The sequence below is a fragment of the Streptomyces sp. YIM 130001 genome (assembly GCF_003574445.1).
Taxonomy (GTDB): domain Bacteria; phylum Actinomycetota; class Actinomycetes; order Streptomycetales; family Streptomycetaceae; genus Streptomyces.
The window spans coordinates 93,383-110,693 of sequence record NZ_KZ984553.1 but is presented as its reverse complement, the minus strand read 5'-3'; the positions used below and the strand labels follow the sequence as shown (position 1 = coordinate 110,693).

13 protein-coding genes and 1 pseudogene are annotated in these 17,311 nt (G+C 71.6%); 7 read left to right on the top strand and 7 right to left on the bottom strand.

Going from position 1 to position 17,311, the window contains the following annotated elements; genetic code table 11:
• Positions 1-412 precede the first annotated feature (412 nt).
• Together DSC45_RS12420 and DSC45_RS12415 are read right to left on the bottom strand one after the other, a co-directional pair.
• On the bottom strand, positions 413-1,588 hold the full coding sequence (locus DSC45_RS12420; protein ID WP_119290158.1) for an amidohydrolase family protein: 1,176 nt from the start codon (positions 1,586-1,588) through the stop codon (positions 413-415).
• Positions 1,589-1,687: 99 nt separating this feature from the next.
• On the bottom strand, positions 1,688-2,281 hold the full coding sequence (locus DSC45_RS12415; protein ID WP_205571312.1) for a helix-turn-helix domain-containing protein: 594 nt from the start codon (positions 2,279-2,281) through the stop codon (positions 1,688-1,690).
• A 213-nt stretch (positions 2,282-2,494) separates the two neighbouring features.
• On the opposite strand from DSC45_RS12415, the gene DSC45_RS12410 reads away from it, so the two are divergent.
• Both DSC45_RS12410 and DSC45_RS12405 read left to right on the top strand, forming a co-directional pair.
• A complete protein-coding gene (locus DSC45_RS12410) occupies positions 2,495-4,090 on the top strand; it encodes an MFS transporter (RefSeq protein ID WP_119290154.1) in 1,596 nt (531 codons plus the stop codon).
• 136 nt (positions 4,091-4,226) lie between these two features.
• Positions 4,227-4,883: a histidine phosphatase family protein gene (locus tag DSC45_RS12405; protein WP_119290152.1), complete on the top strand. Its 657-nt coding sequence runs from the start codon at positions 4,227-4,229 to the stop codon at positions 4,881-4,883.
• Between the two features lie 46 nt (positions 4,884-4,929).
• Here DSC45_RS12405 and DSC45_RS12400 read toward each other — a convergent pair whose 3' ends face one another.
• From DSC45_RS12400 to DSC45_RS12375, 5 genes and pseudogenes are all read right to left on the bottom strand, one after another.
• Positions 4,930-5,910, bottom strand: coding sequence for a helix-turn-helix domain-containing GNAT family N-acetyltransferase (locus tag DSC45_RS12400; protein ID WP_119290150.1), 981 nt, complete (start codon positions 5,908-5,910; stop codon positions 4,930-4,932).
• 55 nt (positions 5,911-5,965) lie between these two features.
• The gene (locus tag DSC45_RS12395) at positions 5,966-6,568 is read right to left on the bottom strand and encodes a TetR/AcrR family transcriptional regulator (protein WP_119290148.1); all 603 of its coding nucleotides are present in this window, start codon (positions 6,566-6,568) and stop codon (positions 5,966-5,968) included.
• Between the two features lie 223 nt (positions 6,569-6,791).
• Positions 6,792-7,808: a GrpB family protein gene (locus tag DSC45_RS36300; protein WP_240434597.1), complete on the bottom strand. Its 1,017-nt coding sequence runs from the start codon at positions 7,806-7,808 to the stop codon at positions 6,792-6,794.
• Positions 7,808-8,392 carry a dienelactone hydrolase family protein gene (locus DSC45_RS12380; RefSeq protein WP_119290147.1) on the bottom strand — a complete coding sequence of 195 codons (585 nt, stop codon included), beginning with the start codon at positions 8,390-8,392 and terminating at the stop codon, positions 7,808-7,810. Before DSC45_RS12380 ends, DSC45_RS36300 begins: the two co-directional genes overlap by 1 nt.
• A 203-nt stretch (positions 8,393-8,595) precedes the next feature.
• Positions 8,596-9,161, bottom strand: a pseudogene (locus DSC45_RS12375) (3'-5' exonuclease); the annotation flags it as partial.
• A gap of 325 nt (positions 9,162-9,486) precedes the next feature.
• On the opposite strand from DSC45_RS12375, the gene DSC45_RS12370 reads away from it, so the two are divergent.
• The 5 genes from DSC45_RS12370 to DSC45_RS12350 all read left to right on the top strand — a co-directional run bounded on the left by DSC45_RS12370 (position 9,487) and on the right by DSC45_RS12350 (position 17,302).
• A complete protein-coding gene (locus DSC45_RS12370; RefSeq protein ID WP_119290145.1) occupies positions 9,487-10,503 on the top strand; it encodes an AraC family transcriptional regulator in 1,017 nt (338 codons plus the stop codon).
• Between the two features lie 530 nt (positions 10,504-11,033).
• Positions 11,034-12,179 carry a galactonate dehydratase gene (gene dgoD / locus DSC45_RS12365; protein WP_119290143.1) on the top strand — a complete coding sequence of 382 codons (1,146 nt, stop codon included), beginning with the start codon at positions 11,034-11,036 and terminating at the stop codon, positions 12,177-12,179.
• A 267-nt stretch (positions 12,180-12,446) separates the two neighbouring features.
• Positions 12,447-14,594, top strand: a complete 2,148-nt coding sequence (locus DSC45_RS12360) for a DUF6351 family protein (RefSeq protein WP_240434596.1) — start codon at positions 12,447-12,449, stop codon at positions 14,592-14,594.
• A gap of 239 nt (positions 14,595-14,833) precedes the next feature.
• Entirely contained in the window at positions 14,834-16,357 is a 1,524-nt protein-coding gene (locus tag DSC45_RS12355; RefSeq protein WP_119290141.1) for an FG-GAP repeat domain-containing protein, read from the top strand.
• A 147-nt stretch (positions 16,358-16,504) separates the two neighbouring features.
• Positions 16,505-17,302: a FadR/GntR family transcriptional regulator gene (locus DSC45_RS12350; protein ID WP_119290139.1), complete on the top strand. Its 798-nt coding sequence runs from the start codon at positions 16,505-16,507 to the stop codon at positions 17,300-17,302.
• Positions 17,303-17,311: the final 9 nt, after the last annotated feature.

Here is a 17,311-nt window from a genome sequence, read left to right as displayed (position 1 = left end):
GTACCCGCCTGAATCGTCAACTCGACGATGTCTACGGGGCGTTGTTCGCTCTCACGGAAGCCGGCAGCCGCGTCTTCGGTGCGTTCGCGGAGCGCCATGTCCGTCCGGGCGGCAGGTCGCCCTGCGTGCCTTGAACGAATCGGGGATGCCGCCGATCCTGCTTCAGTTGTGCACGCAAGCGGTGCGCGCAGGTCGTGCGCGCAGGTTCTGGGCGCACGTATCCGGTTGCGTGATCAGCGCCGCCCGGTGGGGGCAGGGGAGGTTCGACCGGCGCTTGTCACGTTGTGCCCTTTCCTGGTGAGGAACTGGGCGCGTGCGGGCGACGTGGGTTCGCAGCTCTGAAGCAGCAGCGGGCACGGCTGCTCGGCGTCGGTAGGTCAACTGGCTGTGAGGGGTGGCGGGTTAGGGGTGCTCAGCTTGCCTCGAGCCTGCGCCCTGAGGCGAAGACCGCCGTGACCGCGTTCAAGGCGTTGAGATCCGCGATCGGGTCGCCGTCCACCACGAGGAGGTCGGCGCGGTATCCCGGTGCGAGCCGGCCCGTGGTGTCGGCGAGACCCAGTGCGTCGGCCGCGCGGGAGGTGGCCATGTCGATGATCGTGCTGTTCGGCAGTCCGAGGTGGACGTAGAAGCCCAGCGCGGTCACCAGCCCGTCGAAGCCCGCGCGTTGGACACCGGCGTCGGTGCCGGCGACGAGCGGTACGCCGGCCTCGGCCATCTGCCGGATCAGGTCGGTCATCGCCTCGGCCTGCTCCTCGCCGAAGAACTTCGGCAGCATGGGCCAGTGCGGGCTGACCGTCGGGCAGACCTTGACGGACCGGTCGACGATCCGCCGCAGCACGTCTTTGCGGAGCTCGAAGCCTGTGGCCGTCATCCATGTGCAGTGCTCGATGCTGTCCACGCCGGCGTCCACGGCGGCCTCGATGCCGTCCGCTCCGTGTGCGTGCGCGGCCACCGGTACGCCCGCCCGGTGCGCTTCGTCCACCAGGGCATCGAGTTCCTCGGCGGAGAACTGGCTCTCGAAGCTCCGCGGACCGTCCTTCGTCAGGCCGCCGCCCGTGACCATGGCCTTGATGACCCGGGCGCCGGCCGCGAGATTGCCGCGCACTAGACGGCGTACCTCCGCTTCACCCGAGACCTCGCCACCGAGGAAGTGGCAGTGGCCGCCGACCGTGGTCACGGGGGTGCCTGCGGAGACGATCCGAGGACCCGTCGCACGGCCTGCCGCGATCTCCGCGTCGAGGCGGAGGGCGAGGCCGTGGCGGTCGCCGAGGTCGCGGACCGTGGTGACGCCCGTGCGCAGGAGCTGTTCCGCGCGACCGCGCATGTCGGTGAGGAGTGCCTCGTCCGAGGTTGCACGGAGCGTGGCGACCGGGTCCGTCCCGCCGTCGAAGCAGAGGTGCACATGGGCGTCGATCAGTCCCGGGACGATCGTCCCGGACGTCTCGAACCGGGCAACGTCCTCCGGCGTCCGCTCCGCGAGCTGCCCCCGCGGGCCGACCGCGACGATCGACTCGCCCTCGACGAGTACGGCACCGTCCTCGAGGTAGGTCCCCGAGCCGACCAGTACCCGGTCACCGGTGATCAGCATCTTGTCTCCTCCTGCTCGTTGCGGTGTGCCCGGCTCCAAGTGTGGCTCCGTGCAGGGGGTGTCGGGATCACCGGCACCGCCGCCCGCGCCGTCGGCCGGTCAACTGCCGTTGTCCTGCGTGTCGTCGGCGCCGTCGTCGCGCTGGTGGCCGCGGCGCGCGTCGCGGTCGAAGATGCCCAGGATCTCGCACGGGCCGCCCTCGGCGCCGATGGCGTGCGGCATCATCGTGGGGAACTCTGCGGCCTGGTTGGTCTCGACGCGGAAGCGGCGGTGGCCGAGCATCAGGACCGCGGTGCCGGACAGCACCACGAGCCACTCCCGGCCGGGATGGGCACGCATGCGCGAGGGATTGTCGGGCGGCGGTTCCGTCATCCGCTGACGCATGACGGTCATGCCCGGGTCGCCCTTCACGGGCCAGCGCATCACGCCGTGCGTGCCGTCGATCATCGGGCTGGAGACGACGTCGTCCGCCGCGGTCTCGACGAGTTGGTCGAGCGTCGTGTCCAGGGCGCGGGCGAGGGTGACGAGCTGGTCGAGTGCGAGGCGGCGCCGGCCGTTCTCGATGCGGCTCAGCGAGGACTGGCTGAGGTTCGCGCGGGTGGCCAGCTCGTCCAGGGACCAGCCCTGCGCGACGCGCAGCGCGCGGATCCGTTTGCGTACGAGGCCGTCGAGCCCTTCATCTTCTTGCGTCATAGGCAACATGGTATGCCTCAGGTGCAAGTCGAGGTTAGCGTCGTGTCTCAGATCGTCCGGAACGCCCGGGGCCCGCGCCAGCGCCGGGTACGGGCTGTGACCGGGCGACTTCCGACCTGATGTGCGCGGCGGCCAGGCCGCTCGCGCCCCGTCACCGGCGACCACCGGATCCGCCCCGGAGCCGGCGCCGCACGCGCTTTTCGAGAGGAACCCATGAGTACCAACCACTCCGCACAGGGGGCAGCCACGGAAGCGGACGGCGGGGGCGCGCCGGATGCGCGTCAGTTGCGCACGATTCTGGTCGCGGTCTCCGTCGCCCTGATGGCAGTCGTCGCCTCCGTGTCCAGCCTGAACGTCGCCCAGACCCACATGGCCGTCGAGTTCGACGCCTCGCAGAGCACCGTCCTGTGGATCATCAACATCTACACCCTCGCCCTGGCCGCGCTGCTGCTGCCGCTCGGCGCCGTGGGGGACCGCCTGGGGCGCAAGCCCATGCTGCTCGCCGGGCTCGGCGTCTTCGGTGCCGCGAGCGTGGCCGGGGGGCTGGCTCCGACGGCGGAGGTGATGATCGCCGCGCGCGTGGGCAGTGGTGTCGGCGCTGCGATGATCATGCCGATCACCCTGGCCGTCATCACCTCCACCTTTCCCGACGAGCAGCGCGGGAAGGCGATCGGAGTGTGGACCGGTGTCGCCGGGGGCGGCGGCATCATCGGCATGTTCCTCTCCGCCCTTCTTGTCGATGTGGCGGACTGGCGCGGGCTGTTCGTCCTGCCCGTGGTGCTGGTCGTCGCGGCGCTCGCCCTGACCCTGAAAGCCGTACCCGACTCCCGGGAGCGGTCGGACCACGGGTTCGACACCGTCGGCGCGCTGGTGTCCACGGTCGCCGTGGTGGGCCTCATCTTCGTCCTGCAGGAGGGCCCCGAGCGCGGCTGGACCGCGCCCGTCACACTGACCGGCCTGACCGTAGGCGTCATCGCGGCGGTCGCCTTCGTCGCCTGGGAGCTGCGCCGCCGGGACGCGGCCCTCCTGGACGTACGACTGTTCCGTGAGCGGGGCCTGGCCGGCGGGTCCGTCACGTTGCTCGTGGTCTTCGGTGTCCAGGCCGGCATCGCCGTGGTGCTCTACCCGTTCTTCCAGGCCGTGCTCGGTTGGTCGGGGCTGCTGTCCACCGTCGCGCTGATGCCCATGGCCGTCATGATGATGATGACGTCCGGCCTGGCTCCGAAGCTGGCCGCGCGGATCGGCTCCCACTCGACCATGGCCACGGGCATCGCCCTGGCCGGGACCGGTCTTGCCCTCATGGCCCTCTTCGTCTCGGTCGACGGCGGCTACCCGACCGTCCTGCCGGGCATGCTCGCCATGGGCGTCGGCATGGGCCTGTCCATGACGCCCTCGACCGAGGCGATCACCGGATCGCTGCCGCGTGCGAAGCAGGGCGTGGCCTCCGCGCTCAACGACGTCACCCGCGAGTTCGGCACCGCGCTCGGTGTCGCCATGCTCGGCGCGCTCCTGGCCGCCGGCTACCGCAGCGCCATCGACGACCGGTTGCACGGCATCCCCGAGGGTGCCGCGGACACCGCACGGGAGGGCATCGCCAACGCGGTGGAGGTCGCCGACGGCACGGGCTCGCACGCGCAGGACCTCGTCCACGCCGCCCAGCAGTCCTTCGTCGACGGCTGGCAGCAGGCCATGTGGGCGGGCGTCGCCGTCATGGGCGCTCTCTTCCTCTACGTCGCGTTCCGAGGGCCGAAGGACGCCGTCCGCGCTGACGTGGCAGAGGAGAAGGCCGCCGAGCCCGTCGGCGCGTAGGAAGGCGGCGGCGCGGCTCCCCGTCCGACGGGGGCGGGGAGCCGGCGCGCGCCGCGGTCCACGGCGCCGAGGTGCCACAGTGGAGGTTCACGCCCCCCGGTTCCCGGACCGCTCTTCCTCAGAAGGACCCCCTCGTATGCGCCTGCTGCTCATCCGTCACGGCCAGACCCCGTCCAACCTCCAGCACCTGCTGGACACAGCGGTGCCTGGACCAGGGCTTACGCCGCTGGGAGAGCAGCAGGCCCAGGCGCTCCCGACCGCACTGGCGGACGAACGGATCGGGGCCCTCTACGCCTCGACCCTGGTGCGGACACAGCTGACCGCCGCACCGCTGGCGGTCCGGACAGGACTCGAGGTGCGCGTGCGGGACGGCATCCGGGAGCTCGCCGCGGGCGACCTGGAGATGCGCGGGGACGACGGTGCGATCAAGACGTACATGACCACCGCCTTCGCCTGGGCCGCGGGCGACACCGAGCTCCGGATGCCGGGCGGCGAGAGCGGCGTGGAGGCTCTGGGCCGGTTCGACGCGGTCGTGGAGGAGGCCTCGCACGCCGGGGTGGCGACGGTGGCCATGGTCAGTCACGGCGCGGCCATCCGTATGTGGTCAGCGGCTCGCGCCGCGAATGTCGACCTGGAGTTCGCGACCACGCACGAACTGCAGAACACCGGTGTCGTCGTCGTCACCGGTTCACCCGGTGAAGGCTGGCACGTCGAACAGTGGGCGGGCCGGTCGCTGGGTCCGGCGGGCGGCACGTCCGAGGACAGCGGACCTACGGGCGAAGCGGTGGACTGATGTGGTTCCGGCGTGAGGGGGCTCCGGCGCGTGTCCGGGGTGTGCGTCACTGCGGGGTCGGATCCGTGATCCGCTTCTCGAACCAGTGATGGGCGTACGGCTCGTCGTTGAAAGCCGGTACCTCCCGGAAACCGGAGGAGCGGTACAGGCCGATCGCGCTGTCGAGCTCCTTGTTGGTGTCCAGGCGGAGCAGGTCGCGTCCGTGCCGCGCGGCCTGTGATTCCAGCTCGGCGAGGAAGCGGCGCGCGAGGCCGAGTCCCCGAGCGCCGGGCGCCACCCACATCCGCTTGACCTCCGCCGGGGCGCGCGGCGGCAGCTTCAGCCCGGCGCAGCCGACGGGCTCGCCGCGCAGCCGGGCGACCAGGAACAGGCCCTTCGGCGGCCGGAGTTCGCCCGCATCGGGCAGCAGGCTGCGGCCGGGCTCGAAGCCGGTGTCGAACGACTCCTGCAACTCCGTGAAGTAGGACTCCAGACACCACCGCGCGTCCGTGTGGTCCGGGTCGACGACGTCGAGGGTCACGGTCGCGGCCGTCAGGAGCCGGTCCACCTCGGCCATCGCGGCCACGAGCCGGACTCGCTGGCCTGTGTTGAGAGGGCGGAGGAGCGATCCGGCCAGTTCGTCGCTGCGCTCGTCGAGTACGGCGTGCTCGGCGCGGCCCGCCGCGGTGAGCCGGACCGTGCGCACCCGGCGGTCGCGCGGCTGCTGGTCGACGGTGATCAGGCCGGCGGACTCCAGGGAGCGCAGCAGCCGGCTCAGGTATCCCGAGTCGAGGCCCAGGCGCCCGCGCAGCCGGCGCACGTCCTGGGGCTGCTCGCTGATCTCCCAGAGCAGCCGGGCCTCGCCGACGGGGCGGTCGCGGCCGAGGTAGTGATCGTGCAGCGCGCCGACGCGTTCGGTGACGGTGCGGTTGAAGTGCCGTACTCGGTCGATCTGGGTCCCGTGCCGGGGCGCGAGGTCTTGCCGCGCGCGGTCCGGCGGCGTGCGTGCGGTGTCGTCCGCCGGGCCGGTGGTCCCTGCGTCAGTCATTCTCTGACTCTAGTCAGAGAAGCCTGTCCGGGGGAGTGACGGGGTGGGGCGTGGGTCAGGCGACGCCGGCTCGGGCGGCGGCCAGGGCTGCCGCGGCTGCGCGGTCGGCGGAGTCCTGGGTGAGGGGTTCGCCGGTGTTGAGCAGGGCGTAATAGAGCGGCGCGGAGACGGCTGCGATGACGCGTCGAGGGTCGGTGCCGGAAGGCAGTTCGCCGCGCGTGACGGCGTCGGTGACGCAGCCTGCCCAGGCGTCGATGCGGGTGGCGTAGAAGCGGTGCAGGGCGGCGGCCGCCGGCTCGTTGCACAACGAGGCCGCGATCAGGGCCTTGAAGAGGCGGCCCTGGCGTTCGTCGGTGAGGGTTCGCTGGACCAACCGGGCGTTCTCGCGTAGGTCTTGGGCCACGTCGCCGGTGTCTGCGCGTGGCAGGGACTGTTCGGCCATGTCGTCGAGGAGGTCGGCGGCGAGCGCGCCGGGTGTTCCCCAGCGGCGGTAGACGGTGGTCTTGCCGACGCCGGCCCGCTGGGCGATCTCGGCGAGGTCCAGCGCTGCGAAGCCGCTCTCGGCCAGGGCGTCGCCCGCGGCCCGCAGGACGGCTTCGCGTACGCGAGCGGTGCGCCCGCCGGGGCGGACGGTGCCGGGCTGCGGGGAGGTGGGCATGTGCGGGCTCCTTGTCGGCGGGCTGAAGACGGGTGGGCGTGCTGGAGGGCTGCGGTGCTGCGGTACTGGACACACTGTATCGGGACCCGTGTTCCGTTACGGCTGCGGGTGGTGGTGCCGTCGCCGCCCACGTCGTCGCCCGGGCCCTCCACCGCAAGCGGCAGCGCTCCCCGCCGGACGGATCCCCTCGGGTCTCCCCGGCACTCCCGCGGAAACGCCCCCGCTACTCGTTCACCGGCGACGGCGACGGCGACGGCGACTCCGCCCTGCGCAGGATGTCCTCGACCACCTCCGACTTGGCGTCGGCGTAGTGCTGCAGGTACTCCCGGCTCCGCCCGGCCAGAGCGTGCTTGGTGTCCGCGTAGCGCACGCGGTCCCCGCGGTGCGCCCGCAGTCGGTCACGGAACCGCGTCATACGGCCGGCCTCTTCGCAACCGGCGGGCAGGACATGCAGGTCGGCCCGCTCGGCGGCCGGGCCGGGGTCGTGTCTGCGCAGGACGCGGTGCGCGCACCGGTCGGGTTCGCGGATGACGAGCGTGTAGCCGAGTGCCTCCAGGGCCGGTACGTAATCCGGCTCGTCGGCCGGGTCCTGCAGGGTGAGCAGGATGTCGACTATCGGCTTGGCGGGCAGACCCGGCACCGAGGTCGAGCCGACGTGTTCGACCCGATGGTCGAGGCCCGCCAGGGCCGCACGGATCGACACGGCTTCCCGCTCGAAGACGCCCGGCCAGCGAGGGTCGTACTCCCGGAGCGCGACCGGGTCGTCGAGTCTCGATGCCCCGCCCACCTGGGCATCCTCGATCTCGGAGGCGGTTATGGAGGCGATCGTGGCGGCGGCCCTGTACTCGCCCTCCCGCACCGGTGAGGTGCGCGGCCCAGGAGTCGACGCGACACCGAAGGCCCGGGCGACCCAGCCGTCGAGCCTGGCGGCGAAGTCCGTGACGGAGGCGATGCCGGAGGCCGGCAGCGCGCCCGCGTCCTCGGGTGACGCCAGATAGAGGACGTCGGCCCAGCCGCCGCGGAACAGGACGACCTGGAGTTCGGTGCTCGACGGACCGTGGAGCATGATCCCGGTGGAGTCCGGGTCGGCGGCCCGAGAGCGTTCGGTCTCCAGCGGCTGTGGCCATGGCGCGTTCGCGTCCCGCCAGGTCACGGGGCCGGCGACGATTCCGGCCGCGGCCCAGCCAGGAAGTCGCCGCCGCACCTCCGTGGCCGCCTCGTCCAGGTCGATCGCCGGCATCACGGCGTCCCGGCGAGCCGGTCGAGGAAGGCGAGGGCGCGCGCGGCGACCAGGTCCGCCGACTCCGGATGATGAGAGGCAAGACCGGAGTCGGTGAACAGGTGGCGGTCGACCGGATACAGAAACAACTCCGCCTCCGGCACCGCCGCCACCAGCGCACGCGCGGCTTCCAGGTCCCCCTCACCGGCGAACACCGGATCCGACTGTCCGCCATGGATCTGCACCGGCACGCCGGCCGGCCAGGGACCCAACTCCGCGTACGGCAGGCAGGATTCGAGGAACAGCGCGCCCCGGACACCGGCCCGTGTCTGGGCCAGAGTCTGGGCCGGCAGCACACCGAGCGAGAACCCGGCCGGGACGATCCTCGCGGGCAGCGTCTCCGCCGCGGCCACTCCGCGAGCGGTGAGCGTGTCGAAACCGGTCAGCTCCGCGTGGGCCAGACCGTCCTCGAACCGGTCGAAGACCCGCCCCTCGTACAGATCCGGGACGTGCACCGTGTGCCCGGCGCCGCGCAACCGGTCCGCGAACTCCCGTACCCCGTCCGTCAGTCCGTACAGATGATGGAACAGCAGCACCTCGGCCACGCTGACCTCCTCGTTCCTCGGTCCTGGCGGGCCGGCCGCCTCGCCGTCCGCCTGCCCGCGGCCGTCCACGACCGTGACACGGGGACGAGTATGGATCCCGGCACTGACATCGAGGCGCGGGCCGGTACGGCGCCCGCGGGCGCCGTGCGGGCGTGCGGACTCGGTCCACAGCTGGGACCAGGCGCTCGTGGACCGGATCGGCAGGGCCACGCGTCGCGCTCCACCAGCCCGATGACCAGCGTGGCGATGTTCCACGCATCGTCCTCGCCGCTGTGATGCCGTCCCTCGAGCGGCAGGCCCGCCCGCGATGTCCAGTGCCTGGGCCGTGCCCGGCCTCCGGCGCATCGCTCGCGTCGCGGCGAATACGGCCTCGGCGTTCGTGTGCAGCGCCTCCGCCGGATGTCCGAACGGAATACGCCACCCGGTCCGCCCTGCCGTAGGACCTGCAGCCGGTCCTAGTCCCCCAGCTCGCCCACGGGCGCTCCCCGGCGCCGAATGTGTCGGTCGACTGCCGGCAGGCGTCCCCGAAGAGCACGCCCCGCCCCACCTCGCGCGACGTCAGAGAGGTCGGTTCCGTGCAGAAGGCGCTGACTTCCGACCGTACGGGCCGGACCGGGATGCGGTGCCGTCAGAGGCGACGCCGCGACACCGGATCGACGACCGTGAGACCGATCTCGATGATCTCGCTCACCGACCCCGGCGGCGGCTGCGCCTGCCGGCAAGTGGCGACGACGTCGATGACGTTCAGCAGGCCGGATGCGTCGGTCATGGCGGCGAGCGTACGGGACCGACTCCCGGACCGGCACCGGGATTTCCGTGGGCCGCGAGCCTCACGCGAGGAACCCACGCGGGTGCGCGTCTCCCCCGACGGCGCGCACCCGCGTGCGGTCTCCCGGGGCCTCGTCCGCACTTCGAACCACGGAAGGGGACGGGCGCCCCGGCTCGGGAATCGCAGCTGCGTCCCGCCTCTCAGACTCTTCCACCCGGGGCGAGGCCTTGTCGTTGACCGAGAATCGACTGTCTCTTGACGATGCGTCCACGCCTCTTCTGCCGAGCCCTGCTACCTGCGCCGGGACGCGTCGTACGCTGACCGGGTGATCGCAACCGTATTCCGCAGCGACGAACTGCCCGCGGCCGAGCAGTTCGAGTGCTGGGGCGACCGCATGGGCGAGCGGATGTCCGGCTTCTACGTCCAGGAACCCGCAGGCCGGCGAGCGGAAGAGCCCGGATTCTTCGCCGAGGAACGCGAACTGGCCCTCGGGCCGGTGCACGTGGCGTCCCTGAGGTTCGCCCCCGTGGACATCAACCGCCGGTCCGGGAACCGCGATCTGCAGGGCGAGGGGTACCAGCTGCTCGTCCCGCTGGAGGGCACCCTGCTCGCCGACTGGGACGGCACCGCCAGCGCCTCCGGCCCCGGCAGCCTGTACGTGCACGACGAGGCGCGCCTGAACGCGTTCGGCTGCCGCGCCCCCGACGAACTCGGCACGTTCCACACGGCGACGGTCCACGTGCCCAAGGACCTGCTGCCGCTGCCCACCCACAGCGTGGAACGGCTGCTCGGGCAACGCCTCGCGGGGGCCGACGCGTTCGGGGGTCTGCTCGCCGGCCTCGTCACCAGGCTGATCACCCACGCCGACACCTACCGGGCCTCCGACGGGCCGCGGCTCGGGGCGACCGTGCTCGATCTGGTGCACGCACACCTGGCCCACCTGCTCGAAACCGAGGGCGCGGCAGGGGAGTTGGAGCCCGAGACCCGCCAACGTGTCCTGCTGATGCGGATCATGGACTTCATACGCCGGAATCTGCACGACCCGGACCTGACCCCGCGCGCGGTGGCGGAGGCGCACCACATCTCGGTCAGCTATCTGCACCGGATCTTCCAGGCGCACACTCCGGGCAGCGAGGCCACTGTCGCCCGCTGGATCCGTGAACAGCGCCTCGCGCGCACGCGCCGTGACCTGACCGACTCCGCGCTGCGCGCTACGCCGGTGCACCGGATCGCCGCCCGCTGGGGTTTCGCGCACGCGGCCGCGTTCAGCCGGGCCTTCCGCGCCGCCTACGGACTTCCGCCGGGGGACTACCGGCGGCAGATGCTGCACCCCGACAGGTAGTCGCAGCCCGCAGCCCGCAGCCCGCAGCCCGCAGCCCGCAGCCCGCAGTCCGCAGCCCGCTCGGCCGCGGAGACGAGGGGGCGGGAAGGGCTGGAAGCGTCGGTGGACGTCATACCTCCCGAAGCCGCTGCACTTCCGCGAGCCCGAGCGCGCCCCACTCGACATCCGTCCGCAGGGCCGAGGAGGCGTCGGCGTACTTCGAGGCGGCGCGGGCCGCGGCGTGACGGGGTGAACCTCGGGCGTGGGACGGAGAGGGCGAGCGACGGGTCGGGCAGTGCGCCGCCGTACTCGCGGGAGGGGCGGGATGCAGCGCGTGGGGCGGCCGGCCACGCGCTGCATCCCGTCCACGAGCGAGGCGTCGGCAGGGCTGTCGCCCGGTGGGCGGAATCCGCAGGAAATGACCGTGACAAGCGAGTTGATCTGCGGTGGGGGTGGTGACACCGTTGTCAGCATGCAGGCTCGCTCGTGCCGCGGGACGGCACGAGTGCCGCAGATGCTCACACGTTGACCGCCTACCACGGGAGTGACCGGTGAAGATCGTACGCATGGAGACCTTCCTGGTTCCGCCGCGCTGGCTGTTCCTCAGGATCGAGACCGACGACGGCATCGTCGGCTGGGGCGAGCCGGTCGTCGAGGGCCGGGCGCACACCGTGGCCGCCGCGGTCGACGAACTCTCCGACCACCTCCTGGGTGCAGACCCGCTGCGTATCGAGGACCACTGGCAGACGCTCAGCAAGGGCGGCTTCTACCGCGGCGGGCCCGTCCTGTCGAGCGCGGTGGCCGGTATCGACCAGGCCCTGTGGGACATCGCCGGAAAGGCACGCGGGGTGCCGGTCCACGAACTGTTCGGCGGCCCGGTCCGCGACCGTGTCCAGATGTACGCGTGGATCGCGGGCGACGAGCCGGACCAGGCGGCCGAACAGGCCCACGCCCGCCGTCAACAAGGCTTCACCGCGGTCAAGATGAACGCCACCGCGGCGGTCGGCGCCCTGCCCACCGCGGCCGAACTCGACGGTGTGGTCGAGCGGGTGGGCGTGGTCAACGACGCGCTCGGCGGCCCCGGCGGCACCGCGGTCGACTTCCACGGCCGGCTCTCGCCCGCCGCGGCGCGTTCGCTCTGCCGCGAACTGGAGCCGCTGCGGCCGATGTTCGTGGAGGAGCCCGTCGTGCCGGAGCTCTCCTTCGAGCTGCCGCGCATCTGCTCGTCCACCACCATTCCGATCGCGACCGGTGAACGCCTCTACTCCCGCTGGGACTTCCGCGAGGTACTCGCCTCCGGCATCGCCGTCGCCCAGCCCGACCTCTCGCACGCCGGCGGCATCTCCGAATGCCGCCGGATCGCCGCCGCGGCCGAGACGTACGGAGTCACGGTGGCGCCGCACTGCCCGCTCGGCCCGATCGCGCTCGCCGCCTGTCTGCAACTCGATCTGTCCGTCCCGAACGCCCTGGTACAGGAGTCGTCCCTGGGCATCCACTACAACGTCGACGGCGACCTGCTCGACTACCTGGTGGACCCGGCCCCGTTCGCCCTCCAGGACGGACACATCGAGCGGCTCACCGCGCCCGGCCTCGGCGTCGACATCGACGAGGCCGCCGTACGCCGTGCGGCCGAGCGCGGCCACCGCTGGCGCAACCCGGTCTGGCGTGGCCCGGACGGTGCACTGCGCGAATGGTGAGCCGGCGCGATCGTGCCCGGGCCGCCTCGCTCAGCAGGCCCCGCCCGGGAGCCGACCGGTACTTCCGGTCCCTGCCCCGGTGATCTGTCGGCTCGTACGCTGAAGCGGCGCCTCCTCCCGGCCCACGGGCGGCATGGCCGTGGGCCGGGAGGAGCGGCAGCAACGCGTGGCAGATGTGGGGCAGTTGACAGCACGCGTCCGTCCCGGCGGGTCGCGTCCGCACACCGAGCACGAACCGCTACTCCGGAGAGCGAGGCGAGTTCCGTCGTGTCAAGAAGAGGTGCCGCGAGGCCGGTCAGGCTGGGCCTGGCGGGCATGGCGTTCATGGGCGTACTGGTCGGCACACTGGCGACCCCGGCAGGCAGTCAGGAGCGGCCCGAGCTGCGGGTGACCTCCGTGTCCTCGCGGCCCGATGCGGTCTCCGGCGGCGACGCACTCGTCCGCGTCGACGTGCCCGGGTCCGTATCGGCCGACAAGGTCCGGGTCCTGGCCGACGGCCGGGACGTGACGGACGGCTTCGAGGAGGCCGCCGACGGTTCGCTCACCGGTGTCGTGGACGGTCTGGACGACGGCCGGAACAGGCTCACCGCCTCCGCCCCCGGCGCGGCCGGCGGGCGGCTGACCCTGGTGAACCACCCGGTCTCCGGACCGGTGTTCTCCGGCCCGCACGAGCAGCCGTTCGTCTGCGACACCGAGCAGTTCAAGACCGTCACCGGCGACACCCTCGGGAAGCCGCTCGACAAGGACTGCTCGGTCAAGACGCGTATCGACTACATGTACCGCACCACGGGCGGAGAGTTCGCGGCGCTGCCGGACAAGGACGAGCGCCCCGCCGACCTCGCCACCACCACGACCAGCGCCGGCGAGGAGGTGCCGTACATCGTCCGTGTGGAGACGGGCACCATCAACCGCGCCATCTACGAGACGGCGGTCCTGCACGACCCCGCATCGGGTGCCCCCGCGCCCGTGACGCGCGGACCCGGTTGGAACGGGCGCCTCGTCTACGGATTCGGCGGCGGCTGCTCGAGCGGCTGGTACATCCAGGGCCGCAACACCGACGGGGTGATGAAGGACGACTACCTCAGCAAGGGCTACTCGGTCGCCTCGTCCACGCTCAACGTGTTCGGCAACAACTGCAACGATCTGCTCGCCGCCGAGACCATGGCCATGGTCAAGGAGCGGTACGTGGAGACGTACGGCCGCCCGGAGTTCACCGTCGGTATCGGCTGCTCCGGGGGCTCGTACCAGAACCACCAGATCGCCGACAATTACCCCGGACTGCTGGACGGCATCCTCTCCGGCTGCAGTTTCCCCGACGTCGGCTTCGGCACGGTCCAGACGATCAGCGACGCCCGGCTGCTCGACCACTACTTCGCACAGACGGCGCCGGACGCCCTGACCAAGGAGCAGCAACGGGCGATCTCCGGATTCGGCAAGTGGGAGAGCATCGCCAACCTCGGTGACGGCGGCGGCCGAATCGACCCCACGGTGTTCTGCCCCGACCAGCTGCCCGAGGCGCAGCGCTATCACCCCGAGGACAACCCCGACGGTGCCCGCTGCGACGTCTACAGCCACACGGTGAACGCGTACGGCAAGGATCCGAAGACCGGCAAGGCCCGCAGGCCGCTCGACAACACCGGCATCCAGTACGGCCTTCAGGCGCTGAACAAGAAGACCATCGATGTCGACCAGTTCATCGACCTGAACCGGAACATCGGCGGGTTCGACGACGACGCCAAGCCTGTCGCGGAGCGCACCGTCGCCGACCCGAAGGCGGTACGCACCGCCTACCGCACCGGCCGCATGCTCAACGGCGGCGCAGGCCTGGCCGACGTGCCGATCATCGACTACCGCGACTACACGGACGACGCCGCGGGCGGCGACATCCACATGCGCTTCCACTCCTTCTCCACCCGGGCACGGCTGGACAAGGCCAACGGAACCCATGCCAACCAGGTCATGATCACCCACGACGGCAGGGGCTTCACCACGGCCGGGATGCTCGCCGACATGGACGCCTGGCTGACCGGTATCAAGGGCGACTCCGGTGACGGAGCCCCCATCGACAAGATCGTCCGCAACAAGCCGGCGGACCTCACCGACGCCTGCTGGACCCGCGGCGACGACCCGAAGAAGATCACCGAACCGCAGGTGGAGGGCATCGACAACACCGAGTGCAACACCATCTACCCGGTGTGGACCTCGCCCAGGATGGTCGCCGGGGCGGACGTGGCGAACGACATCGTCGTGTGCCGGAAGCGTCCGGTGGACCGCTCGGATTACCAAGTCCCGGTCACCGACAGCCAGTTCGCCGCACTGAAGAAGATCTTCCGCGGCGGGGTGTGCGACTGGTCGAAGCGGGGTGTCGGTCAGCAGGGCCTGGCAGGCACCTGGCAGTCCTTCGGCTCCGGCTGACGAGTCCGTGCGGCCGCCCTCGTGCTCGCGGGGCGGCCGCACGGCACCTGCGGAATCGGTCGATCGGAGTCATTCGACACCATCGGCGGACTTGACCGGACGTAGCTACCACGGCCGAGTCGCCGTACCGGATTTGGGCCCACTGGAATGCCGAGGCTGTACAACCATCCTGGTGCCCGAGTCGTCCACTGGGGCGAACGGGGTTGGATGTACAGAGCTTTACGACCAAAGGACATCGCGTGAAACAGCACCCTGAAGGACCCGGCGCCCGGCATGCACGGGCCGGCCTCGGCCGGCGTGCGGCAGCTCCGCTCGCGGCGGCGGTCCTGGTGGCCGGCGGACTGACCGTCTGGTCATTCGCACCGGACGAGGCGAGCGCCGCGGAGGGCAAGGCCGCCGCGAAGGACGACTTCAACGGCGACGGCTTCGCCGACCTGGTCTCGGGCGCCCCCGGCGGCACCGTCTCCGGCAAGGCCGGCGCGGGATACGTGGCCGTGACGTACGGCTCCGCGGACGGCATCGACCCGGGGAACAAGACCGTGGTGAGCCGCTCCACGGCCTCCGTGCCCGGCGCTGCCGCGGCCAAGGAGCGCTTCGGCGAGACCTTCTCCAAGGGAGACCTGGACGGTGACGGCTTCAGCGACCTGGTGATCGGCACCGCCGACGGCGGAGCGGGCGCGGTCGTGCTCTGGGGCTCGGCCGACGGCCTCACCGGCGGCACCGCTCTGCCCGGCTTCGAACGCGCGCCGCAGGTGGGCGACTTCGACGCCGACGGCAAGGCCGACCTGGCACTCTTCGGCGCTGCCGACGTCGAGGGCGACGACCCGGTCACCCAGTCCGCGAACCTCTTCAAGGGGCCGATCTCGCGGGACGGCAAGCCCACCGAGAAGCTCGACTTCCTCGACCCGTCCGAGTGGTGGGGTTACGACGACGACGGTGAGGCCTGCGCCGACACCGACTCGTGCGTCGACGGCCCGGAGTCCATCAGCGGCCCCGTCCTGCCCAAGGCCGTCGGTGACGTCAACGGCGACAAGCACGATGACATCGCTGTCTGGACCTACAGCGGCGACGGCGTGTGGGCCAACCACGTGCTGCTCGGCGGCGCCAAGGGCTTCAAGGTGTCGGCCCCGCTCGAGAACTTCGCCGACAGCGGCGACGAGAGCTCCGTGGACATCGGTGACATCGATGCCGACGGCTACGACGACGTGGTCCTCGGCAGCGGCAAGGGCGGCGGCGAGGTCAAGGTGGTGCACGGCTCCGCCGACGGGCCCGACGCCGACCGCACGCAGACCTTCGACCAGACGCTGCCGGGCTTCTACGGCGCGCAGGAGGCCGGTGACCGGGTCGGATCCTGCATCGCCGTGGAGGACGTGACCGGCGACGGTCACGCGGACGTCGCCGTCGGCATCGCCGGCGAGGACTTCAGCGGCCTCACCGACGCGGGCTCCGTCGCTCTGCTGCACGGCAGCGCCGACGGTGTGGTCGGCGAGGGCAGCAAGGTCGTGCACCAGAACACCGCGGGTGTGCCCGGAGCCGCCGAGAAGGGCGACAAGTTCGGCGAGGCCTGCTCGCTCCAGGACGTCGACGGTGACGGCCACCGCGACCTGGCCGCGGCCGCCGTCGCGGAGAACGAGTCCGCGGGTGCCGTGTGGTCCCTCGGCGGGTCCGCGGACGGCCTGACCACGGACAACGCGACCTCCTTCGCACCGGTCGACCTCGGTGCGCCGGTCACGAAGGCCGAGTTCGGGCGCTACCTGCGCTGAGCACCACGCGCGCGGCCGACGCACGGACCGGACCGGCCACCTCGCCCGTCCGGTCCGTGCGACCGGCCTGATCACCCCGGCCTGCCGGCCGTGTCCCTCCAGGGACACGGCCGGCAGGCCGTATCGCGTCGCCTGTACTCTGCGGGGATGCGTCCGCCCACCTCCCCCTCGCAGTCGAGTTCCGCCGTCGGCCCAGGTCAGCGCGGTCTGCTGACGGAGCGCATCGCGCGCGACCTCGAGCACGACATCAGGTCGGGAACCATCGAGGTGGGGACCAAGCTGCCCTCGGAGCGTGAACTGGCCACCCAGTTCGGGGCCAGCCGCAACGTCGTACGGGAAGTCCTGCGCCGGCTCGAGGCGCAGCACTTGATCGAGGTCGCCCCGGGCCGCGGCTCGTTCGTGTGCGAGCAGACCTCGGGGCAGGCGCGCGGCTACGACGCGCTGTACCGGGCCGGACGGCCCACGGTGCGCCAACTCATCGAGGCGCGGCTGCCGTTGGAGATCGAGACGGTCCGCCTCGCCACCCAGCGGGCGACCGACGAGGACATCGCGGTGATGCGCGCCGCACGCGACACCCTGGAGTCCGCGACCGATGTCGTCGTCAAGGCGCGGGCCGACATGGACTTCCACGACGCCATCGCGGTGGCGAGCGGGAATCCGGTGCTGCGGATCATGCTCTCGTCGATCAGCGGGATGATGTTCGAGATGATGCTGCGTTCGAACTCGGACCCGGCGATCGGCGAGGAGGGCGTACCGCACCACCCCGAGATCTTCGAGGCCGTCGAGGCGCGTGACGTCGAACTGGCCTGTGCGCGGATGCGAGAGCATCTGATGCTCGGACTGCGCACCTACGGACCGGACCTGGATGTACAGGTGGACGTCATGGCCCGCAATCACATCGAGGCACTGCTCGGTGACGCGGAGAACCGGCGGGGGAGTGCGTAGCACCTTCCC

Excerpts from the sequence above, each read along its gene's own strand:
- DSC45_RS36300 (WP_240434597.1), bottom strand. The coding sequence starts at position 7,808 with ATGCCGGCGATCGACCTGGACGAGGCGGCCACGGAGGTGCGGCGGCGA.
- DSC45_RS12410 (WP_119290154.1), top strand. The coding sequence starts at position 2,495 with ATGAGTACCAACCACTCCGCACAGGGGGCAGCCACGGAAGCGGACGGC.
- DSC45_RS12415 (WP_205571312.1), bottom strand. The coding sequence starts at position 2,281 with ATGACGCAAGAAGATGAAGGGCTCGACGGCCTCGTACGCAAACGGATC.
- DSC45_RS12395 (WP_119290148.1), bottom strand. The coding sequence starts at position 6,568 with ATGCCCACCTCCCCGCAGCCCGGCACCGTCCGCCCCGGCGGGCGCACC.
- DSC45_RS12420 (WP_119290158.1), bottom strand. The coding sequence starts at position 1,588 with ATGCTGATCACCGGTGACCGGGTACTGGTCGGCTCGGGGACCTACCTC.
- DSC45_RS12350 (WP_119290139.1), top strand. The coding sequence starts at position 16,505 with ATGCGTCCGCCCACCTCCCCCTCGCAGTCGAGTTCCGCCGTCGGCCCA.
- DSC45_RS12405 (WP_119290152.1), top strand. The coding sequence starts at position 4,227 with ATGCGCCTGCTGCTCATCCGTCACGGCCAGACCCCGTCCAACCTCCAG.
- DSC45_RS12400 (WP_119290150.1), bottom strand. The coding sequence starts at position 5,910 with ATGACTGACGCAGGGACCACCGGCCCGGCGGACGACACCGCACGCACG.